The 21,494-nt window shown below is 31.0% G+C and carries 22 protein-coding genes; 1 reads left to right on the forward strand and 21 read right to left on the reverse strand.

The features are described from left to right. Positions 1-124: 124 nt before the first annotated feature. The 3 genes from SPD90_RS10070 to SPD90_RS10080 form a co-directional block, all read right to left on the reverse strand. Entirely contained in the window at positions 125-652 is a 528-nt protein-coding gene (locus SPD90_RS10070) for an ECF transporter S component (RefSeq protein WP_320627247.1), read from the reverse strand. A gap of 100 nt (positions 653-752) precedes the next feature. Then, a complete protein-coding gene (locus SPD90_RS10075) occupies positions 753-1,898 on the reverse strand; it encodes an alanine--glyoxylate aminotransferase family protein (protein WP_320925169.1) in 1,146 nt (381 codons plus the stop codon). 189 nt (positions 1,899-2,087) lie between these two features. After that, complete coding sequence (locus tag SPD90_RS10080; protein ID WP_320925137.1) at positions 2,088-2,972, reverse strand: DUF4846 domain-containing protein; 885 nt, start codon at positions 2,970-2,972, stop codon at positions 2,088-2,090. Between the two features lie 104 nt (positions 2,973-3,076). Between SPD90_RS10080 and SPD90_RS10085 the strand changes: the two genes are divergently transcribed. Continuing rightward, on the forward strand, positions 3,077-3,994 hold the full coding sequence (locus tag SPD90_RS10085; RefSeq protein WP_320925138.1) for a ribonuclease Z: 918 nt from the start codon (positions 3,077-3,079) through the stop codon (positions 3,992-3,994). 184 nt (positions 3,995-4,178) lie between these two features. Here SPD90_RS10085 and SPD90_RS10090 read toward each other — a convergent pair whose 3' ends face one another. The 18 genes from SPD90_RS10090 to SPD90_RS10175 form a co-directional block, all read right to left on the reverse strand. Continuing rightward, positions 4,179-4,544 (reverse strand): YhbY family RNA-binding protein, encoded by a 366-nt coding sequence (locus SPD90_RS10090; protein ID WP_320624368.1) that lies wholly within the window; start codon positions 4,542-4,544, stop codon positions 4,179-4,181. Between the two features lie 22 nt (positions 4,545-4,566). Then, a complete protein-coding gene (gene obgE, locus SPD90_RS10095; RefSeq protein ID WP_320925139.1) occupies positions 4,567-5,847 on the reverse strand; it encodes a GTPase ObgE in 1,281 nt (426 codons plus the stop codon). A gap of 101 nt (positions 5,848-5,948) precedes the next feature. Further along, positions 5,949-6,242: a 50S ribosomal protein L27 gene (rpmA, locus tag SPD90_RS10100; protein WP_320626893.1), complete on the reverse strand. Its 294-nt coding sequence runs from the start codon at positions 6,240-6,242 to the stop codon at positions 5,949-5,951. A gap of 13 nt (positions 6,243-6,255) precedes the next feature. Continuing rightward, positions 6,256-6,576: a ribosomal-processing cysteine protease Prp gene (locus tag SPD90_RS10105; protein ID WP_320626892.1), complete on the reverse strand. Its 321-nt coding sequence runs from the start codon at positions 6,574-6,576 to the stop codon at positions 6,256-6,258. Positions 6,577-6,591: 15 nt separating this feature from the next. Then, the gene (rplU, locus tag SPD90_RS10110) at positions 6,592-6,906 is read right to left on the reverse strand and encodes a 50S ribosomal protein L21 (protein WP_320626891.1); all 315 of its coding nucleotides are present in this window, start codon (positions 6,904-6,906) and stop codon (positions 6,592-6,594) included. A gap of 120 nt (positions 6,907-7,026) precedes the next feature. Beyond that, positions 7,027-8,427, reverse strand: a complete 1,401-nt coding sequence (locus SPD90_RS10115; protein ID WP_320626890.1) for an Rne/Rng family ribonuclease — start codon at positions 8,425-8,427, stop codon at positions 7,027-7,029. Positions 8,428-8,460: 33 nt separating this feature from the next. Beyond that, positions 8,461-9,159, reverse strand: a complete 699-nt coding sequence (locus SPD90_RS10120; RefSeq protein ID WP_320925140.1) for a TIGR03936 family radical SAM-associated protein — start codon at positions 9,157-9,159, stop codon at positions 8,461-8,463. A 2-nt stretch (positions 9,160-9,161) separates the two neighbouring features. Then, positions 9,162-11,006, reverse strand: a complete 1,845-nt coding sequence (locus tag SPD90_RS10125) for a TIGR03960 family B12-binding radical SAM protein (protein ID WP_320925141.1) — start codon at positions 11,004-11,006, stop codon at positions 9,162-9,164. Between the two features lie 475 nt (positions 11,007-11,481). Continuing rightward, positions 11,482-12,594 (reverse strand): rod shape-determining protein RodA, encoded by a 1,113-nt coding sequence (gene rodA, locus SPD90_RS10130; protein WP_320925142.1) that lies wholly within the window; start codon positions 12,592-12,594, stop codon positions 11,482-11,484. Positions 12,595-12,704: 110 nt separating this feature from the next. Beyond that, complete coding sequence (gene minE / locus SPD90_RS10135; RefSeq protein WP_320925143.1) at positions 12,705-12,989, reverse strand: cell division topological specificity factor MinE; 285 nt, start codon at positions 12,987-12,989, stop codon at positions 12,705-12,707. Positions 12,990-13,003: 14 nt separating this feature from the next. Next, positions 13,004-13,801, reverse strand: coding sequence for a septum site-determining protein MinD (gene minD, locus SPD90_RS10140; RefSeq protein WP_320925144.1), 798 nt, complete (start codon positions 13,799-13,801; stop codon positions 13,004-13,006). Positions 13,802-13,805: 4 nt separating this feature from the next. Then, positions 13,806-14,510: a septum site-determining protein MinC gene (locus SPD90_RS10145; protein ID WP_320925145.1), complete on the reverse strand. Its 705-nt coding sequence runs from the start codon at positions 14,508-14,510 to the stop codon at positions 13,806-13,808. 63 nt (positions 14,511-14,573) lie between these two features. Next, on the reverse strand, positions 14,574-17,603 hold the full coding sequence (locus SPD90_RS10150) for a penicillin-binding transpeptidase domain-containing protein (protein WP_320925146.1): 3,030 nt from the start codon (positions 17,601-17,603) through the stop codon (positions 14,574-14,576). Positions 17,604-17,613: 10 nt separating this feature from the next. After that, the gene (gene mreD, locus SPD90_RS10155; protein ID WP_320925147.1) at positions 17,614-18,099 is read right to left on the reverse strand and encodes a rod shape-determining protein MreD; all 486 of its coding nucleotides are present in this window, start codon (positions 18,097-18,099) and stop codon (positions 17,614-17,616) included. A 10-nt stretch (positions 18,100-18,109) separates the two neighbouring features. Continuing rightward, positions 18,110-18,994, reverse strand: a complete 885-nt coding sequence (mreC, locus tag SPD90_RS10160; protein ID WP_320925148.1) for a rod shape-determining protein MreC — start codon at positions 18,992-18,994, stop codon at positions 18,110-18,112. Between the two features lie 9 nt (positions 18,995-19,003). Then, positions 19,004-20,074 (reverse strand): rod shape-determining protein, encoded by a 1,071-nt coding sequence (locus SPD90_RS10165; protein WP_290693786.1) that lies wholly within the window; start codon positions 20,072-20,074, stop codon positions 19,004-19,006. Positions 20,075-20,105: 31 nt separating this feature from the next. Further along, complete coding sequence (gene radC / locus SPD90_RS10170; protein ID WP_320925149.1) at positions 20,106-20,813, reverse strand: RadC family protein; 708 nt, start codon at positions 20,811-20,813, stop codon at positions 20,106-20,108. Beyond that, positions 20,810-21,394 carry a Maf family protein gene (locus SPD90_RS10175; protein WP_320925150.1) on the reverse strand — a complete coding sequence of 195 codons (585 nt, stop codon included), beginning with the start codon at positions 21,392-21,394 and terminating at the stop codon, positions 20,810-20,812. Before SPD90_RS10175 ends, radC begins: the two co-directional genes overlap by 4 nt. Positions 21,395-21,494 lie beyond the last annotated feature (100 nt).

The following is a 21,494-nucleotide window of genomic DNA, read 5'->3' on the forward strand; positions in this document are numbered from 1 at the left end:
GGTATATATATGAAAATAGCAATCGCAGTAGTATGCGTAATTCTTGGAATTTACAATATAAGAAATTTATATAAACAGGATAGAATGAGATAAAAAAATGGAGGCAAATCACGCCTCCATTTTTTTATCTCATACATTTCTTTAATGCTTTAGCAATTGGTACTCCAAGTATTAATCCTACTACTATTTGAGTTATATTTCCAGGAATTGACATAGCCGGTGATACCCAGTTTCCATATAAAATACCTTCTGTTATATAATATCCGATTATCATCCATATACCTGAAACTATTATAGCACCTACATTTACAATCATATTATTACCTTGTCTTCCATTAGACCAAGCTATTTTTCCTATTATGTATCCCATGACTCCTCTTATTACAAAAGTAAATGGCGCCCACATAGCCCATTCTGATAATAAATCAAATAATCCCATTCCAAAGGCACCTGCTGCGGCTCCTTTTTTAGATCCAAATACTATTGCTGCTATGAATAGCATAGTGTTTCCTAAGTGAACTAACCCACCAGATGCAGCTATTGGCAATCTTATATTTATAAATCTTGTTGCTATATAGACTAGTGCAATTAAAAGAGCTGTTTCTACTAGGTCTTTTGTATTTACTGTAGTGTTTTGTTTAACTTCTTGCATTTGTATCCTCCTAAATTTATATTATTACTATTGTCCTAATACATTTAGGACAATAGTAATTTATTCAATTTTGATTAATCCTTAAATATCTCCTAAATATTTACGCATTATAATATTTATTAAATAATTCAACTAAATTTTTATCAGTCTTAAATCCTAAGTCTTTAAGTCCTAAATCTAAGTAGTTTAGAACAGGTACTATAGCTTCGTGTTTAGCATTTTCTCCCATATGACCGATTCTCAATATTTTTCCTGTATATTGAGCTAGTGATGTTGTCATCACTAAATTGTATTTTTCTAATAAATGAGTAACTAAATTTCCTGCTCCTATTTCTTCTGGAATATCTACAACTGTTACTGTATTTGAATATCCATTTTCCAAAAATAATTTTAATCCGTATTCTTCTACTGCTTTTCTTGTAGCATCTGCAATCTTTGCATGTCTCTTATGTACGTTTTCAAGTCCTTCTTCTAGTATATTGTCAAGTGCTACATCAAGTCCCATAATGTCGCTTATTGGCATTGTGTATGGGAACCATTTGTCTTTGTAGTAGTTTTCCCATATAGTTAAATTGCAGTAGAATCCTGTTATAGGAGTTTTTCTACTTTTCATTGCAGCCTTTGCATCTTCACTTACTCCTACCATAGTAAGTCCTGTTGGAGCTGAAATAGCCTTTTGAGAACCTCCACAAACTATATCTATTTGCCAGTTGTCTACCTCTATATTTTCTCCTACCATTGCTGCAACTGAATCTACAACTGTTAATATGCCGTATTTTTTAAGAAGTGGGCATATCTTTGATAAGTCGTTTAAAACTCCTGTTGGTGTATCACAGTGTACTACTGTAGCGTATTTAAAATCGTGGTCATCTTCTAAGAATTTTGCTAGCTTATCCACATCTATTTCTTTTTTATAGTCATCTGAGAAATACACAACTTCTCCTCCGTACATTTTTACGAAGTCGTCAAAGCCTCTACCAAATATTCCATTATCTATTACTAAAACACGATCTCCCTTTTCTGTAAGGGATGCACACGCAGCTTCTAATCCTAAAATTCCTTCTCCACTCAATATATAGACATCGTTTGTTGTCTTTAATATTTTTGCCATTTTATCACAAGTATTTTTATAGAATTCGCAAAATTCCACATCAACATCAGGATTAGTTGTTTTTTCAGCTCTCATAAGTCTTACATTTTCTCTGACCTCTGATGGACCTGGTGTATATACAATTTTATTGTTCATCTTGTTCATATCGTCACTCCTAACTATAAACCAACTTATTTTTAAATTAAAAAAAGATAATATATTTTCTATCGTCTTAAAAATATTATATATTATCTTTCTTTTATTGCAATACAATATGGCATAAATTAGGAATTGTATGGGTATAATTTATAAAAATCTAAATTGTAGTAATAACTATTTTTCTAATTAAAATCTCTTCAATTGATCCTTTGTAAATGTCCACTCAGGCGTTTTTAGATTTTCCCCAAAATCCAAGCTATACCAAGGACTTAGATATTGATCATTTGGATTTATTAGAAGCTGAGTCTGTTGTGCTGGCATATAGCTTTGGGCAAGCATAAATACCTTTTCTCCTGTTTCTTTATTTTCTGCCATATCTACAACTATAGCACAATGACCTGGAGAGCCTCCCTTTATAAATACATCTCCTATTTGCATATCTTTTACATCGACACTTTTTAGTTCTTCATCTAAGGACAAGGTAGAGCTATAGGCAAACACTATATCCATATATTTTCTAAATGTCTCATAAGTGTTACTCTCTCCTGTAGCCTTGTAGTATGAAGATGAATTCTCTCCAACGCTAATTCTATATCCTCTTCTCCACTTGCTGTATTTTGCATTAAAACCGTCTACAAAATGAAAGCTTATATCATCATATCTTTTATTTTGGTACAAATACTCAGCCCTCAAAAGCATTACTGCATCTGCACATTGATGTAGGTCTCTATCTCCAATATCTACATCAAAAACGCTGTCGTACACATTTGGTTTATCTTTAACACGTCCATCATAATATTTTACCTTTTCACCGTAATCCTCTAATTTAGAATTTCTCAAAAATTCACCGAAGCTATTTTCTTCTAAAGAAACTCTTTCATAGCCTTCTGGAACCTCGTATCTGTCTTTTAAAATATTTTCTTCTTTATTTACTACTATGACATCCTTTTTTTGCTCCTGATTATAATTACTTACATCACTTGAATTATCGACCTGATTTTTCGAATGACTACATCCAGTAAATACGAAAATACTCAAAACTAAAGATACAAAAACAACTAAAAATTTCATAATATTTTACCCCCTTATTTACTAATTTTACATTAAACGGTTAAAATATAAGTAACTTAAATGTTACAATATCTTAAAAACTATTAATTAACAAGGAGATAAATATGATAGATTTAATTTTACTGGGTTGCGGTGGAAATGTACCTATGCCAAATAGATTTCTTTCCTCTCTTTTTATAAATTACAAAGGCAGAAAAATACTGATAGACTGCGGAGAGGGAACTCAAGTAGCGATGAAAAAAAATAATTGCGGATTTAAAGGAATAGATTTGATACTTATAACTCATCTTCACGGCGATCATATAATAGGATTAATCGGACTACTTCAAACTATTGGAAATAGCGGCAAAACTGATGATTTGACTATAGTAGGTCCTACAGGAATAATAGAGGCTATGAATGCCATAAAGGTGTTAATTGAATATCTACCGTACAGAGTCTATGTAATTGAAAATCCGCGCGAAAAATTTAGCCTAGAAAAGGATATTATAAGCGATATTGAAATTTCAACTATAGACTTAGATCATTCTACTGAATGCATAGGATATAGCTTGTACTTCAAAAGAAGAGCTAAATTCGATAGAGAAAAGGCATTGGATAATGAAGTACCTCAAAAGCTTTGGAAAAAGCTCCAAGAAAACGACACAGTAGTCTACGGAGATAAAACATATCATTCAGATATGGTACTAGGAGATGAGCGTAGAGGGATAAAACTTAGCTTTATAACAGATACTAGACCTATATTTGAGATACCTAAATTTATATACGAAAGTGATTTATTTGTATGTGAAGGTATGTATGGAGACGATCTAGATATATCAAAGGCGGTTAAAAATAAGCATATGACCTTCAGAGAGGCAGCAAATTTGGCAAATAACGGAAAGGTAGATAAACTCCTTTTAACTCATTTTAGTCCTTCTCTTGAAGAACCCAAGGAGTTTGCCCAAAATGCGACTAAATTTTTTAAAAATACAATAATTGGTGAAGATGGATTATCTCTAAATTTGTCTTATAAAGATTGATTTGTTAGGTAAATCAAAAAAAATTAATTTATTTTAATAAATTGTAGAGGAATTTTAATATACATATCGAATTTTATAAATATCCTTTACTATTTTAAAATTTAATTCAAAAAAAGAATTGCCCTTTTTAATTTTCGGACAATTCTTTTCTTTTTTTTATAGCATATTAACGTCAATTAATTCTCTATCTTTTAGATCTTTTTGTAGGTCTACCTTTTTTAGTTGTTTCTTCGTTAGTAGCTTTTTTCTTAGGTTTTTGACCTGGGAATAATATTTTTGGTTCTTCTATATTTTTTCTGTATATTGTAAATTTGAAACCTATAGCTTGAACAAATTCTGCTCTCAATTCGCTGCATATTGCATTTGCAGTTTCCTTTGCGTCAAGTCCAGCAGTTTCAAGTATATTTATTTTAACTAATTCTCTAGCATTTAGCATATCATCTAGTTGTTCTAAAAATCTCTCATTTACACCTTCTTTACCTATTTGAGTTATAGGCTTCATAGTGTTTGCAAGAGATCTTAAGTAAGCTCTTTGTTTACTATTTAGCATATTTTCCTCCTAATAATTAATTCTAGTTGTAGAATTCAAATTCTACTTCGTATATTTTAACAGTATCTCCGTCTTCTATACCCATTTCTCTAAGTCTATCGAATACACCTTCGTTTTCCATAGTTTTTTGGAAGAATTGTATAGATTCCATATCATCAAAATCTACAGAATACATGATTCTTCTAAGCTTCTTACCTGTTACTACATATACTCCATTTTCGTCTATTTCTATAGCTAATTCTTCTTCAGCTGTATTGTCAAGCTCTGGTCTGTAGTATTCTTCCTCTGATACTAGCTCTACATCCTCTACCTCTTGAAGTAATTGTGATGTATAAGCTATTACGTCGTCTACACCATCTCTAGTTGCAGCAGACATCTTAAATACCTTGTATCCTCTATCTTCTAGAGTCTTTTTGAAGTTTTCATAAATTGATTCATCAAATAATAAGTCTGCTTTATTTGCGACTACTATTTGAGGTCTAGTAGATAATTTTTCGTTGTATAATTTTAATTCGTCGTTTATTTTATCAAAATCTTCAATAGGATCTCTACCTTCAATTCCTGATATATCTACTATATGAATAAGTACCTTTGTTCTTTCAACATGTCTTAAGAAATCATGTCCAAGACCAACACCTTCTGCAGCACCTTCTATAAGACCTGGTATATCTGCAAGCACAAAGCTATCTCCAAAATTAGTTTTGACAACTCCTAAGTTTGGAGTCAATGTTGTAAAGTGATAGTTTGCTATTTTAGGTCTTGCCTTAGTTACTACTGATAGGAAAGTTGATTTACCTACATTAGGGAACCCTAAAAGCCCTACATCTGCTATCATCTTAAGCTCTAGTATTACCCATCTTTCTTCTCCATCAGTACCAGATTTAGCAAAGCTTGGTGCCTGTCTAACTGCATTTGCAAAATGTTGGTTTCCTTTTCCGCCTCTACCACCTTTTGCAACTACTGCTTCATCACCATCGTGTTTTAAGTCAGCTATTACTAAATTAGTAGCCTCGTCTCTTATTATTGTCCCTGGTGGAACCTTTAAAATTAAATCTTCACCGTTTTTTCCTGCTTGTCTTTTTTTGCTTCCGTCAGCTCCTGGCTCACCTACGTATTTCTTTTTGTATTTGAAATCCATCAAAGTTCTAAGTCCTGTATCTACCTTGAAGATTATACTAGCTCCACGACCACCATCTCCGCCATCTGGTCCTCCTGCTGGAACATATTTTTCTCTTCTAAATGATACAGAACCATTTCCGCCGTTTCCTGCCTTTACGAATATTCTAGCTTTATCTATAAACAAGTCCTTCACCTCCTATAATTATTTATTATTATTTCCAAATCTAAGGTATATATTATTTATTAAAACAAAAAGGAGTGTATGTACACTCCTTTTCTTTATAATTATTCAGCAACTTCTACTACTGGATATATACTTACTTTTTTTCTTTTTTTGTCGTATCTTTCGAACTTAACAGTACCGTCTATTAATGCGAATAAAGTATCGTCTCCACCTTTACCTACATTAGTTCCTGGATGTATTTTAGTACCTCTTTGTCTTACTATTATACTACCAGCAGTAACTACTTGTCCGTCGTATTTTTTAACACCTAATCTTTTTGATATAGAATCTCTACCATTTTTAGAAGACCCTACCCCTTTCTTAGATGCTAATAATTGTAAGTTCATGTTTAACATTTGGAGTCACCCCCTACTTTTTTAAGATTTTTATATTTTTCGGATATTGTCCTTTTATCATTTCGATTGTCAATTTAAAGTGTTCTAGTAGTAAATCTGTCTTTTCGTTTAGACAATTTTCCTTTACTATACACTCTATAAATCCTTCTTGTCCTATTTCAGACTCGAATTCTACTTTTGCAAGTAAATTCAATGAGTTATCCACACCTATTGCATTAGATGTAACAGCAGCGCAAACTATATCGTATCCACTTTCTGCGTAATCTGCATGTCCCTTTAGTGTGAATCCTTTTAATTTGAAATCATCTGTGTAATGATATTTTACCTTTATCATTTTACACTCCAATAACTAAGCGTTTATTGATTCTATAACTAACTTAGTGTATGGTTGACGATGTCCTTGTTTTCTTCTGTAGTCTTTTTTAGCTTTGTATTTGTAAACTATTACTTTTTTAGCTTTACCTTGAGCTACAACTTTAGCAGATACAGTAGCACCTTCTACTACTGGAGCTCCAACAGTTAATTTTCCGTCTTCACCAGCAACAGCTAATACTTGATCTAAAGTTACAACGTCACCTTCGTTAGCTTCTAATTTTTCTACAAATAATACATCACCTTGAGCAACTTTATATTGCTTTCCACCTGTTTTAACTATAGCGTACATTCATATACACCTCCTCGGTCTCAAACTCGCCATATAGGTACTTTCATAAGAAAGATTTTAACCTCTTCTGTGCGGCATTACAGTTATTAATATTACATCTTTTTTGGATAAAAGTCAATATTATTTAAAAATAATTTTTGTGTCATTTTGATTTATTTTTTGTGCTTCAGCTATTTCGATATTTATATCGTATTTAGCCTCGATTTTATTTAAAATCTCTGTATAATTATTTTTGATTTGACCGTAAATATACGGTGTAAACTCCACTAGAATATCTTTATACTCTGTATGCTCTTTAATTCTCATAATTTCCTTTTCTAAGTCATCTAATATGTAATTTATCGATTTTCGACTAAAATCGCTTCTACATCGCTCACAAGCTCTCAAATAATAAGAATCAATAGAGTCCTTTTCTCTTCTTCTAGCGATTTCCACAAGTCCTAGCTTAGTTATCCCCAAGACCTCTGATTTTCTTTTATCTTTATTTAAATTTTCTTGTAATATTTTTATTAAATTTTGCTTTGATTTTTTCTTGTATAAGTCTATAAAATCCACTATTATTATTCCACCAATATCTCTTATCTTTAATTGCCTTGCAATTTCTTCGCAAGCCTCTATGTTTGTCTTATACATAGTTTCTTCTCTAGAGATATTTCCTGTAAATTTTCCTGTATTTACATCTATAACTGTCAAGGCCTCTGTCTTCTCTATTATCAAGTATCCACCGCTTTTTAGCCATACCTTTTTATTTAGAGCCTTTTCTATTTCCTTTGAAACCTTGTATAGATCAAATACATCTTTATTTTCTTCTAAAATCAATTTATTTATATAATCTTTATCTATTTTGCTTAATATACTTTTAATCTCTATATATTTATCTTTATCATTTAAAACGACTTTATCTATGTCTTCATTTATATTATCCTTAATATATTTTGTATCTAAATCCAATTCCCTATAAATTAGCTTTGGTCCAATTCCCAACTTGAATTGTTTTAATATATTTTGGTATTTATCGACTAGTAAATCAAAATCCTCTTTAAGCTTATCTAAATCACATCCAACAGCTTCTGTTCTAATTATTATACCTAGCTTTTCTTTATTAAAGGATTTTACTAGCTTTTTAAGTCTAAATCTTTCCTTTTCATCTAGTATTTTATTTGATATAGTAATTCTATCGTTAGATGGAATCAATACTAAATACCTACCAGATAAACTTATCTCCTGTGTCAGCTTAGGTGCCTTAGTTCCAACGGATTCCTTGTTAATCTGTACTAAAAGCTCCGTGCCATTTTTGATGTCATCAGAATTTTTAATCGGTAAATACGCCATCTTCTCAAAACCTATATCTACAAATGCAGCCTCTATTCCAGGCTTTATATTTTTAACTATGCCTCTGTATATATTGGATTTTGTTTTTTTATGTATATTATCTTCAATTAATAATTCTACAAGCTTATCATCCTCCATCACAGCTGTTTGCGTAGATGAAATTAAAGACTGCACTATAATTTGTTTCATTTTAATTCCCATTTATCTCAAATATATTTAAAACTACAGTGGAGTGACTAATTGACCATCTTCAACTGCGTATAAATCACGTCTTAAAACACTGACATCTCTTGGATCCATGTCTAAATAAAGCATATCTAAAATTTGAGGTATTAATATATTTATATTTAAGTTAGCCTTTGAACCTGTTGCTATAGTAGATACAAATGTAACTCTTTCGTCGTCTAAGCTAACTAAGTCGAAATTCTTGATTAAAGGTCTAATATCGACTTCTACATTTTTGCCTTTTTTGTTTTTCTTTGTCACTATTATTTCCTTACTCTTTATGAATTTCAATACTCTAGACTTGACGAATTCCTTACTTAGAGGCTTTTCTAAGTCTATATTAAATATATATTCTCCATAAACTATTATTGAAGATAGTGAAGGTGTTTTAGGATCTATTTCCTTTGCCTTTACAAACTTAACTCCATCTGGCAATTCGTCGTTAATTCTTTGTAAAAATTCCTTTACTTCTATGTCGTCTTCGATTTCAATGTCTACATATTCACCTTGACTTTCTACCCCTAATGCTAATGCATTACCATAGCTCATCTTAGGATGAGGGTTAAATCCTTCAGAATAACTTAAAGTTATCTTAGCTCTTCTAAAAGCTCTTTGTAGCAGTCTTTGTAAATCTAGATGAGATATAAAAATCATTTCATCTTCTTTTTTGTACTTAACCCTTATTAATTTACTCATACCTAGCACAACCCCTTTCCAATATCATGTACATTTATTCCACAGCCATTACATTGATGTCTACAGTCAACTGTTACCTTTTCTTCTTTTGCTTTTTCATTTTCTCTCATTAAGAATTTCTTGCTGACACCGACATCTATATGGTCCCAAGGGAATACTTCATCATAAGATCTCTCTCTATTTGCATAAAAATCTATACTTAAATTATTTTTAGCCATAGCTTCTTGGTATATTTCTAATTTGAAAAATTCATTCCATCCATCGAATTTTGCACCCATTTTAAATGCATCGTATAGTACTTTTCCAAGTCTTCTGTCTCCTCTTGCAAGTACCGCCTCCATCAAACTAGTTTTTGAATCGTGGTAGTTGTATTTTATGTCTCTATTTTTAAGAGCCTTTATTAAGTAATGTTGTTTATTTATAACTTCTTCAGTTTTATCTTGTCCATGCCATTGGAATGGAGTAAATGGTTTTGGCACAAATGTAGATGTACTTACTGTAACTGAGAATTTTCTCTTAAGCTTTCCACCGTGTACTGTTCTATAAGTATCTATAACATCGTAGGCAAGCTTTCCTATGCCGTCTAAATCATCGTATGTCTCTGTTGGAAGACCTATCATAAAGTAAAGCTTCACACTGTCCCATCCCATTTCAAATGCCTTTTTAGTTGTATTTTTTAAGTCTGCTTCTGTTACACCCTTGTTGATTACATCTCTAAGTCTTTGAGTACCAGCTTCTGGTGCAAATGTAAGTCCAGATTTTCTAACTTGTTGTATTTTTTCTGCTATTTCCATAGAGAAGTTGTCAAGTCTAAGTGATGGTAGAGATATACCTATGTTCTCTGGTGTAAATTCATCGACTAAGAAATCAGTAAGCTCTGATAGCTTAGAGTAATCACTTGTACTAAGTGATGATAGTGATATTTCATCGTATCCCGTATTATCTACTAATTCTCTTACAGATTTAGATAAATTGTCGATGCTCTTTTCTCTTATAGGTCTGTAAATCATACCAGCTTGACAGAATCTACATCCTCTTGTGCATCCTCTGAATAATTCTAAAACGACTCTATCGTGCACTATTTCTATATAAGGAACTATTAATTTTTCTGGATAGTAAACTTCATCCATATTTCTCATTATTCTCTTGTGTACTTTTTCAGGTACACCTTCTCTATTTGGTTTTACGCTTTTTATAGTTTCATCTTCGTTGTATTCGACATCGTAGAAGCTTGGAACATAAACGCCTTCTATTTTAGCAACTCTAGCTAGGAAATCCTCTCTAGTAGTTTTGTTTTTCTTCCATTCTTTGTATTCATTTACAACCTCTAGGTTTACCTCTTCACCTTCACCTAATATAGCTATATCTATAAAATCAGCAAGCGGTTCACAGTTATAAGCACATGACCCTCCTACCATTATAAATGGATCATCTAATTCTCTGTCCTCTCTCATTATAGGAATCCCAGCTAAATCCATCATATTTAGTATATTAGAATATGAAAGCTCATATTGAAGAGTAAATGCAACAAAATCAAAATCCTTTATAGGCTGTCTAGACTCTAATGCAAATAGAGGTATGTCGTTTTCCCTCATCATAGCTTCCATGTCTTGAGCAGGAGCGTATACCCTTTCACAAAATACATCTTCGTCTCTATTTATTACTCTGTATAGTATTTGACTACCTAAGTGACTCATTCCAACTTCGTATAAATCTGGGAAACAATGTGCATATCTTATTAAATTTTCATTTGTAATATCTTTATGAATAGAATTTATTTCGTTTCCAAGATATCTTGCAGGCTTTTCTACTTTTTTAAGTATTTTTTTAAAATTTTTATTATCCATCTATTGCTTAATCCTCCATATTTTTTACTAAAATTCTAAATCGATTATTTTTATATATTATATATTAATAGACATAAAATCAATACGGATTTTATTATACACTATAAAATATTATGTTCAAAGTACTTTATTTATAGTTAAACCAAAAGTCATTATTCAGTAATAACTATAATTTTTATATTTATACTTATATTATAGCTTATTTTTCCAAGCAAACTTACAAATTATACTTAAAATTATCAATTAATTATATTCTGTAAGAAAATCTTTATTCTAAAGATCAATAATGTTGATTTTCTTGAAATGCATGACGGAAATTATATTTATCCATAATTTCAAAAGAATATAATTTCCTATGCATTATAAAAACAAAAAATCTATGGACTCTAAATTCAATCTAGTAGATTCCATAGATTTTTTATTTTATAAATTATATTACTCACTTTTCATTTTTATTATATCATATTTATATATTTTAAAAATTAATCTTTTTACGTCGCATTCCGACATTTAAGACAATTCCTATTATAGCAAGAGAGGTCATAACTGCACTACCTCCATAGCTTATAAACGATAATGTTACACCTGTTACTGGAATTAAACCCATCGTCATTCCTATATTCTGCACAATCTGATATCCAAACATGCAGACAACTCCAATTACAACAAAGGCTCCGTAGATATCCTTCGACTCTCTAGCAATTTTTATCATTCTAAGTAAAAAGGCAGCGTACAATCCAACTAATAAAGCTCCTCCTACTACACCTAGCTCTTCTACGACAACTGCGAATATAAAGTCACTGTCTTGTATAGGTAGGAAGTCCTCTTGATTTTGTGTACCATTGTAAAGCCCCTTACCTGTAATACCTCCAGATCCAATGGCTATCATAGATTGCATAAGCTGATAATTCCCCTCTATAGAAGTATCTTCTGGATTCATAAATCCCAAGATTCTATTTTTTTGATAAGTATCCATAAGCATGTACATAATAGGAAGTAATATTAAAACTATTACACCTGCTTTTATCAATATTTTTCTATCTATACCAGCAGAAAATATCATACCGAATACTATACAGCAGAATATAATAGCCCCGCCTAAATCAGGTTGTACTATTATAAGTCCTATAACAGGTATTGCATATATTACAACATCAAAAATTTCTTTTAAAGTATTTAGCTTTCCTTTATGATTTTCTACTATTTTTGCAAAGCTAAGTATAAAGGTTATTTTAACTACCTCTATTACCTGTAAATCCAGTATTTTAAGGTCAAAGGTAGATTTTGCTCCACCTCTACTATCTCCAAATACTAAAACCAAGGCAAGTAATGCAATACTAACTACATAGAGCTCCTTGTAATATTTTCCCATTATATTGTAATCGATCATCAAAATAAATAGTACAAGAACTAAACCTAAGCAAAATGCAAAAGTTTGTACTATTAATCTCTTGTATTGACCTGTTTGATTTGCGTGAGTGGCACTACTTAGTATCACTATACCGTAAATAAATATAGCCAATACGATTAAAATTAACTTCCAGTCGATTTTTTTTATAAGTTTTATAGTATTTTTATAATCTATCAATTTCTCACCGTCTTTCTAAAACTTTATAATAAAATCTTTATTTCCAAAATCCTTAAAAACATTTTATATTTTAAAGGGATATACTTAGATGTATATCCCCATTAAAAAACTTAAATTTTTCTCTCTTTTATATTTTTAAGTGGTATATTTGCAACTAAGGCTGATACTGGTTTATCATCAGTTTCACTTCTAGTTTTAGACATTTTTATTTCTAAGCCTGTTTCGTCGATTTCTGCGTAATTTGATATAACTTCTAATATATCATCTTTTATAGCTTCTAATAGCTGTGGAGAACAATCAATTCTGTCGTGTACTAACACTAATTTCAATCTTTCCTTTGCCACATTTTTGCTCGTTTTTGGATTACCATTTAATGACTTAAAAAAATCGAACATAATTATCCTCCTATCTATTTGGCAGCTCCAAACATTTTTTTGATTTTACTGAAAAATCCTTCTTGAGTTTGAAGTTCCATAATAGGAATATCATGACCCAATATTCTTTTTGCTATATTTTTATAGGCCTTCCCAGCGACAGATCTTTCATCTAAGATTGCAGGTTCACCTTTATTTGTAGAAATTATTATACTTTCATCATCTGGAACCATACCAATTAGATCTATAGCTAGTATTTCCACTATATCTTGTTTATCCATCATATCTCCGCGTTTAACCATGTCTTGTCTTATTCTATTGATTATAAGCTGTATATTGCTAATTTCATTGGCTTCTAACAAACCTATTATTCTGTCTGCATCTCTTACAGCAGAAACTTCAGGATTAGTTACTACTAATGCTCTATCTGCTCCTGCTATAGCATTTTTAAATCCTTGTTCAATACCAGCTGGGCAATCTATTATAATGTAGTCAAAAGACTCTTTTAATCTTTGACATAATTCTTCCATTTGCTCTTCTGATACTGCATTTTTATCTCTAGTTTGAGCTGCTGGTAGTAAGTATAAATTTTCAAACCTCTTATCCTTGATCAAAGCTTGTTTTAATTTACAAGTACCTTCCACAACATCAACTATATCGTAAACGATTCTATTTTCAAGACCCATAACTACGTCTAAGTTTCTAAGTCCTATATCAGCATCTACTACTACTGTTTTTTTGTTTTCAAAGCTCAATGCTGTTCCTAAATTCGCAACTGTCGTTGTTTTACCAACTCCACCCTTACCTGATGTTATAACTATAACTTCACTCATCTCACTACCCCCTATAGATTTCCTTGTTTTTTATATTTTTAGGTAAGTAACTCTCTATTACTATTCGTCCTTCACTTACAAAGGCTATCTCTGGGCTGATTTCTTTAATTTCTTGGTTACTTTCATCATCATCGGGCGCCTCAGCTATATTATCGGCAATTTGTAAAACCTTAGGACATAGACAGTTTCCAACTATATAGGCTCTGTCATTACCACTCGCGCCTGCATGCACAAATCCTTCAATTTTACCCATAACAATTATATTTCCTGCTGCAATAGCTCTCGCTCCAGCGCTTATATTACCCATAATAACTATATCTCTTATTGAAGTTAATTGTGAACCTGGGTTCATATCTTGCATAACGACTATATCTCCATCATATACTATATTTTCACCAGACCTTAAATTATCAACATATTTAGTATCAAATAAACCTAATTGCTTTTTCTCTTGATCCTCTGTAAATTCTATATCAAATCTAGACGTAAGCTCTTCCTTTATTATCATTATTTGAATATCACTTAAGTAATCACAATTAATTTCACAGATTTTGGCTCCATTAAAAAATCCTACATATTCTTCTAACCTATTAATTATTGAATCTTTAACAACATCAAAAGGAGCTACCTTTTTTATATTCACAACTATACCTTTTTTATTGCCTTTAAATTCAACAAGTTCACTGGCAGAAACTTCTTTTAAAGACATAACAACCTCCAGAGTGATATCAATTTATTTACTATATTCTTCATAAATATATTAATCACCTTTTTATTTTTTTATTTGAACTTGAAAATTTAATTTATTGTCACTACCTGTATCTTCACTGTTGTCATCAGAATTAGAATTTTGATCTTTAGAATTATTATTTGTACTATCTGATTCATCTTCTGGAGAACCAGATACATAGTATCCTATTATATCCTTTATAGGTAAGAATGCATAAGTAGATGTAGTACCTTGAGGAATAACTGCTGCTACTGCTATTTCAGGATCATCTGCTGGAGCAAATGCTACTGCCCAACCGAAGTCTCCATAAGTTTCTTTATATGCATCTATCTTTTCATCTGTAATAGATGGTTTAACCTTCTTTATAGCTCTTCTCAGATAAGCAGCATTTATCTTATCTGTATTAGCTAATTTTTCATCGACACCATCTTTTAATTCTTTTTCTAATTCTGCTCTTGTTTCATCATCCAAATCATCTTTTTTCAATTCTTCGTTTATTTCTTTTATTCTATTTTTAGTTAATTCAGCTTCTCTATCTTTTCTCAATTGATTGTAGACTTTTAATACTTCATCCTTATTTACTCCATAACTAGATAAATGTTTCATTAAATAGTTATATTCATTTGATGTAGGTATTTTGTCGTTTCTTTCGGCAGTACCACTTTTTGCTACAACTGCCACAGGGAAATTGGCAAAGTATTTTGCCGCTGTACCTTCTGTTGTAACTAGCTTCATACCTTTTATTAAATCCTTTAAGTTATCATCATCTTTAAAATCAATTTTTTCAGATACTATTTTACTTTCAAAAGTTGTCTCATAATCATTATTGACAACTTTCTTAGTTAAAGTCAAGTCTGTCAAATAACCACCATTTGCAATTGCCATTACATATCTTACAATTTGTGATGGTGTATATGCATTTTCACCTTGTCCTATAGATAAGTTTAAGTTGTCAGAAGTAGTCCATCTAGCAAATTTTAAATATGTAAATAATATAGAATCTGCTAAGTCTTCGATTCTGTCTTCTTTTACTTTTAAATCTGCAAGCCTTGACATCACTTCGCCTCTTCCTGGACAAGGATATTCATCTACCCAACTTACAATTTCATCTATTCTCTTATCCATTTCTTCATCGTCATTTTCATCTATATCAGTAAAACTATCTAATATATTTAAATTTAAATAAGATCTAAGTGATATTTTAGTTGAATTAATTTTATCCTCTTCACTAGGTACTTTACCAGCAACTTCTGTTATTTCATCTTCTAGACCAGTATTTTCATTTAAACCAAATAACTTAGCATATTCAAGTATTTTCTTTGAATTCATCTTTATTCCTGGGCTATGACTTTCATTTAAAAAGTTTGTTCCAGTACCAACTATACCAAAGTAAATATTACAAGACTCTTGTATAGCTTTGTATAGATTTACAGCACCATGATTTCCTCCACCTTTATTCCAAACGGCATCCCCAAAGGTTTGTCCTTCTAGCTTTATAACACCTGTATCAGCTATTGTATAATTTGGGTCTAATCCATTTTCTAATGCTGCCATTCCTGTTACCATTTTAAATGTAGAACCTGGTTGGAACACACCTTGAGTTACTAAATTTAAAAGAGGGCTGGCTGCTAAAGTATCATTTGGATTTTTAGGTTGTAATTTGTCGTAATCCTTTGAGGAAATACCTGTTACAAATAAGTTAGGATCGTAATCTGGATAACTAGCTGATGCTAAAACTTCTCCTGTCTTTATATCTACAGCTATAACTGCTCCAGTTTTTGCATTTACAGCTCCACCGCTTACAGATACATCTCCGTAGTCACTTTTAAAAGTCCCTCCGTTATTTGCAACTTTTATAGTCTTTTCCAATCCTTCTTCTGCTACTTTTTGTAAATCCATATCTAGAGTCAAATAAACCGTATCACCTGATACAGGCTCTTTAACTTCTAACTCATCTGTAATTTTACCAGTCGCATTTACCTTTACTTTTTTATATCCATCGATACCTTTTAGATTATCCTCTTGTGTCGCCTCAATTCCTGTAAGACCGATAATATCATCTGATTGATATTCTTTTTCTTTATTATTTAAATATTCATCTAATTTTTGAGATGGAATTTTTCCTACATAACCTAATACATGGGAAGCTAATGATCCATTTGGATAATATCTAATTGGTTCACTAGATATAGAAATTCCAGACATATTAGCTGCATTTTCTTCTACAAAAGATATAGTCTCTTCTGATACATTTGAGGCTAATGTCACAGGATAATAAGTTTTATATCCTTGAGATTTTATCAAGTTTCTAACTACAAGTATTTTTCTAGCATCTTGATCACTTAAGCTTTCATCGATTTCGTAGTACTTTCTAATCTTCTCAAATGCGACCTTTGCACTATCAGTCTTTTTAACTTCGATTTTTTCACCTGAACTAGTTTTCTTTACAAAGCTCTCTAACCAGTCATTTTTATCTTTGATTTCTGTAAATGTGAAGTTAGAAACTAAAATAGGAGGATAATACCCCTTACTATTAAGCTTCTTTTGAAGTTCTGCTGGTTTTAAATCTCTGTCGGATTTTTTTAATGTTCCATCGTCAATAAGGCTATCGACTAAATAGTAAAATGTTTCTTTTGCATTTAAATTTGCTGGAATATTATTCTTTTCTTTATATTCACTTACATTTTGATCATATGTATAAGAATAGTTTCCATTTTTATCTATAATAATAGGAAAATTATCTTCATAATCTTCATTATTCTCGATTAATTTATTCATTATTTTTAAGGCAATACCATTTGCATCATTTCCCGATGCAGTCAATTGATCGCTTGAAACTTCAACTACAAATGAATTTGTATTTCCTGCTATAAGTCTTCCATATCTATCTCTAATTTCTCCTCTTGCAGCTTTTATAGTAACTTCTTTGTATGTTTTACTATCTGCAAGATTTGTATAATAATCATATTGAAATATATTCATATAGAGCATTTTCAATATAATTACACTAAAGGCAACTAAGAAAAAAATTTTTATGATTTTAAATCTCTCATTAACTTTATTGTCTTCCATTAAATCACCACTATTCTTCTTCTAGTTTTAATATTTGTGTCTTAAATATCTTGTAAATTAATATTCCTACTAAACTATTTACAATAGGAACTACAATTATTTTTATAATTGATGTAAATTTACATACATTATATAGTGATCTAGCAAATAAAAAACTAATTCCACAATATATAAAAGTCGTAACTAAAATAATTGTAAATATCATTACAGGACTTTCTTTGTAAACTTTATTTCTCAGATAACTTACCATATATGAAAGCAGAAATAGTATAAGTGCATTAGACCCAAAAACGCCTCCAACACTAGAATCTAAGACAATACCTAAAATTGCTCCTATAATTCCACTTTCCAACTCTTCTAAGTAAAGAGAAATTATAACTAAATATATTAAAACTATATTTATAGTCATTCCAAAAATAGATAAATAATTAATAATACTATTTTGTATTATTATTATAAAGATTCCTAATATACAAAGTAATATTCTCTTCATCATAATTACCTCTCTAATTTATATTTCTCGGTTCTACTATAACTACATTATCTATATTTTTAAAGTTTACATTTGGTTTAACTACTACATATTTTAAAGATTTACTTTTATCTTCGACAACCTTTGTCACTTCTCCTATAGCAATGTTTTCTGGGTATAAACCAAGACCTGATGTAACTACACTATCTCCTGGAAGTACATCGTAATCAGAGTCCATCATATATCCTTGTAAAAGACCTTTTTCTCTGTTTGACTCTTCTTCTTTAATACCTGTACCAGTTGTAATAATTCCTTTGTATTTAGAATCCTTTGATAGCTTAAAGCTAACTGATGATGTAGTGTCTAATAAAGTAATAGCTTTAGAATAGCTTGAAGATACTTCTGTAACTATACCGACTAAACCATCTCCATTCATAACTAAGCTATTTTCTTTGACCCCATCATCGCTACCTGCGCTTATCACAATACTTGTATACCAAAGTCCATCGTTTTTGCTGACTACCTCAGCTGCTAGTTGATTTGCAACGTATTTTTCATCGATAAAATTCAATGATTTTTTTAATTGTTCTAATGAACTTGTAGTTTCTAGTTCGCCTTTTAAGTTTGTTATTTCTTCTTCTAATTTTTTATTTTCTTCTTCTAATTTTTCAACCTTTTGAGCATTAGATTTGAAATTCACTATATCTGAAAACCCGCCAGTAAAAAATCCAAGACCTTTACTAACGCCGTGTTCTAAAGTAGATGTTATATTAAGTATTATATTTGAGTTAAAGGGACTGTTTCCCGATTTCATTCCTATTGATATACTTACAATTCCAATTAAAGTGATAGCAACTAAACTAGTTGCTATCACTTTAAAATTTATTTTACGTCTGTTTTTGTCTCTTCTCAAACTCATCACCAGCTTCTATCTTCTCTTGTTTGCTACTAAAACTTTTTCGAAGATTTCTTGGTCTTCAACTGATTTTCCTGTTCCTATAGCAACACAATCTAGTGGATATTCTGCTATGAAAACTGGCATTCCTGTTTCTTCTTTTACTAATAGATCAAGACCTTTTAATAATGCTCCTCCTCCTGTTAACATTATTCCGTTTTCCATTAAGTCGGCAGCAAGCTCTGGTTTTGTTTTTTCTAGAGTTATTTTTATTCCATTTACTATTGTATTAATAGGATCTTTTAAAGCATCTCTTATTTCTGCAGAAGATATATCGATTTTTTTAGGAAGACCTGTAACTAAGTCTCTACCGCTTATTTGAGCAGTTACTTCTTCTCCATCTTTATATGCTGAGCCTATGTTTATTTTTACATCTTCAGCAGTTCTTTCACCTATTAACAGGTTGTATTCTTTTTTAACGTAGTTAACTATCGCTTCGTCTAATTTGTTACCACCTATTCTTATAGATTCAGCAGTATCTATACCACCTAGTGATATTACAGCTATTTCTGATGTACCACCACCGATATCAACTACCATGTTTCCTTCTGGTTCTTCTACTCTAAGTCCAGCTCCTATAGCTGCAGCCATTGGTTCTTCTATTAAGAATACTTCTTTAGCTCCTGCTTGTTGGGCAGCTTCTTCTATAGCTTTCTTTTCTACTTCAGTAACACCATATGGTACACATATGGCTATTCTAGCACTTACAGCTCCACCTTTTTTAGCAGTAGATTTTTGTATGAAGTAAGTTAACATTGATTGAGTTATATCAAAATCAGCTATAACCCCATCCTTCATAGGTCTTATTGCTTTTATGTTTCCTGGTGTTCTACCTATCATTCTCTTTGCTTCTTCACCAACAGCTAAAACATCTTTGCTGTCGTCTCTTATTGCAACTACTGATGGTTCTCTAAGTACTATACCTTGGCCTTTAATGTATACTAATGTATTTGCAGTACCAAGGTCTATACCCATATCCTTTGTCATTTTTCCGAATCCAAAGAAAGATCCTTTTTGTTTTTTTTGTTTCTTTTCACTTGCCATTTTTAAACGCTCCCTTCAATCTTACACTATATCAAATCAACATATTTTCTTTAAAACTAAAATACAATCCATCACCTATAATTATATGGTCAATTACTTCAATGCCTATTATTTTCCCACACTCAACAAGCCTATTTGTAATAGACTTATCTTCTGTAGAAGGTGTTGGACATCCTGATGGATGATTATGTATTAATATAATCTTATTGCTACTTCGTCTAATTGCCGCTCTAAAAACTTCCCTTGGATGGACTAAGGATGCATTTAAAGTACCCACTGAAATATCTACATCTGTAATTATTTCATTTTTAGTATTTAAAAGTACTATTTTAAATATCTCCTTTGATTCGTATCTCAACATATCCATGTAATATTTGTATACATCCCAAGGATTTTTTATTTTGTATTTAGGTGGCATATAACTGGAAGCTCTGACTCCTAATTCTACAGCTGCCTTTATTTGAGTAGCCTTAGTAAGTCCAATACCATCTATACTACATAGCTCTTCTATACTTATATCATATAAATCTCTTATATTTATTAATTTTTCCTTAAATATTTGATTAGAAAGCTCTATAGCATTGTGTTTTTTGTTTCCAGTTCTAATAATAATAGCTAACAATTCAGCATCAGATAATGATTTTACACCTTTTGTCAGCATTTTCTCTCTAGGTCTATCACTTTCTAACATGTTTTTTATGTTAAGACCGTTATTTAAAGTTTCTTGCAGATGAATCATCCTCCATAAAATAGATTTATATCAAAGTGATCCTTTAACAAATCGCTGAGTTTAGAAATAGGAAGTCCAACTATGTTGAAATAATCACCTTGTATACCTTCAACTAATAGAGCTCCATATCCTTGTATTCCATACCCACCTGCTTTATCTAATGATTCCTTAGTATTTATATAATCTTTAATAGAGTCCTCACTTAAATCTTTAAACGTAACATAGCTTACTTGATAGTCGTTTACAACTATTCCCTTTTTTAAATTAATCAAGCTAATACCTGTAATAACCCTGTGTGTTTTATTCGATAGCTTTTGTATCATATCAAATGCTTCTTCTTCATCTTTAGGCTTACCTAAAACTTCATCTCCTAAAACAACAATTGTATCAGCTCCTATAACCAATTTCTCTCTGTTTTTCTGTGCTACATCAAATGCCTTTTCATATGCAAGCCTAACTACCATACTCTCAGGAGATTCTTCTTCAAAAACTGCTTCTTCGATTTCGCTTTTTTGAATTTCGAATTTAAGCTTAGTATTTTGTAAAATTTCTTTTCTCCTCGGTGAAGCCGACGCTAATATAATTTCCATTTATTCACCTTCTCGTACTTAAATTTTGTACTAATTAAGTTTATCACTATATTGTAAAAATTTCAATCTTAATATAGGCTCTTTTCTTTCATAAATCTTA

The organism is Intestinibacter sp. (genome assembly GCF_034113885.1).
In the GTDB taxonomy this organism is placed as follows: domain Bacteria; phylum Bacillota; class Clostridia; order Peptostreptococcales; family Peptostreptococcaceae; genus Intestinibacter.

Excerpts from the sequence above, each read along its gene's own strand:
- SPD90_RS10115 (WP_320626890.1), bottom strand. The coding sequence starts at position 8,427 with ATGAAACAAATTATAGTGCAGTCTTTAATTTCATCTACGCAAACAGCT.
- mreC (WP_320925148.1), bottom strand. The coding sequence starts at position 18,994 with ATGAGTTTGAGAAGAGACAAAAACAGACGTAAAATAAATTTTAAAGTG.
- SPD90_RS10105 (WP_320626892.1), bottom strand. The coding sequence starts at position 6,576 with ATGATAAAGGTAAAATATCATTACACAGATGATTTCAAATTAAAAGGA.
- SPD90_RS10175 (WP_320925150.1), bottom strand. The coding sequence starts at position 21,394 with ATGGAAATTATATTAGCGTCGGCTTCACCGAGGAGAAAAGAAATTTTA.
- minD (WP_320925144.1), bottom strand. The coding sequence starts at position 13,801 with ATGAGTGAAGTTATAGTTATAACATCAGGTAAGGGTGGAGTTGGTAAA.
- radC (WP_320925149.1), bottom strand. The coding sequence starts at position 20,813 with ATGATTCATCTGCAAGAAACTTTAAATAACGGTCTTAACATAAAAAAC.
- minE (WP_320925143.1), bottom strand. The coding sequence starts at position 12,989 with ATGTTCGATTTTTTTAAGTCATTAAATGGTAATCCAAAAACGAGCAAA.
- rplU (WP_320626891.1), bottom strand. The coding sequence starts at position 6,906 with ATGTACGCTATAGTTAAAACAGGTGGAAAGCAATATAAAGTTGCTCAA.
- SPD90_RS10085 (WP_320925138.1), top strand. The coding sequence starts at position 3,077 with ATGATAGATTTAATTTTACTGGGTTGCGGTGGAAATGTACCTATGCCA.
- SPD90_RS10080 (WP_320925137.1), bottom strand. The coding sequence starts at position 2,972 with ATGAAATTTTTAGTTGTTTTTGTATCTTTAGTTTTGAGTATTTTCGTA.
- SPD90_RS10075 (WP_320925169.1), bottom strand. The coding sequence starts at position 1,898 with ATGAACAATAAAATTGTATATACACCAGGTCCATCAGAGGTCAGAGAA.
- SPD90_RS10120 (WP_320925140.1), bottom strand. The coding sequence starts at position 9,159 with ATGAGTAAATTAATAAGGGTTAAGTACAAAAAAGAAGATGAAATGATT.
- SPD90_RS10125 (WP_320925141.1), bottom strand. The coding sequence starts at position 11,006 with ATGGATAATAAAAATTTTAAAAAAATACTTAAAAAAGTAGAAAAGCCT.
- SPD90_RS10090 (WP_320624368.1), bottom strand. The coding sequence starts at position 4,544 with ATGCTAAATAGTAAACAAAGAGCTTACTTAAGATCTCTTGCAAACACT.
- SPD90_RS10165 (WP_290693786.1), bottom strand. The coding sequence starts at position 20,074 with ATGGCAAGTGAAAAGAAACAAAAAAAACAAAAAGGATCTTTCTTTGGA.
- SPD90_RS10145 (WP_320925145.1), bottom strand. The coding sequence starts at position 14,510 with ATGTCTTTAAAAGAAGTTTCTGCCAGTGAACTTGTTGAATTTAAAGGC.
- SPD90_RS10070 (WP_320627247.1), bottom strand. The coding sequence starts at position 652 with ATGCAAGAAGTTAAACAAAACACTACAGTAAATACAAAAGACCTAGTA.
- mreD (WP_320925147.1), bottom strand. The coding sequence starts at position 18,099 with ATGATGAAGAGAATATTACTTTGTATATTAGGAATCTTTATAATAATA.
- rpmA (WP_320626893.1), bottom strand. The coding sequence starts at position 6,242 with ATGTTAAACATGAACTTACAATTATTAGCATCTAAGAAAGGGGTAGGG.
- SPD90_RS10150 (WP_320925146.1), bottom strand. The coding sequence starts at position 17,603 with ATGGAAGACAATAAAGTTAATGAGAGATTTAAAATCATAAAAATTTTT.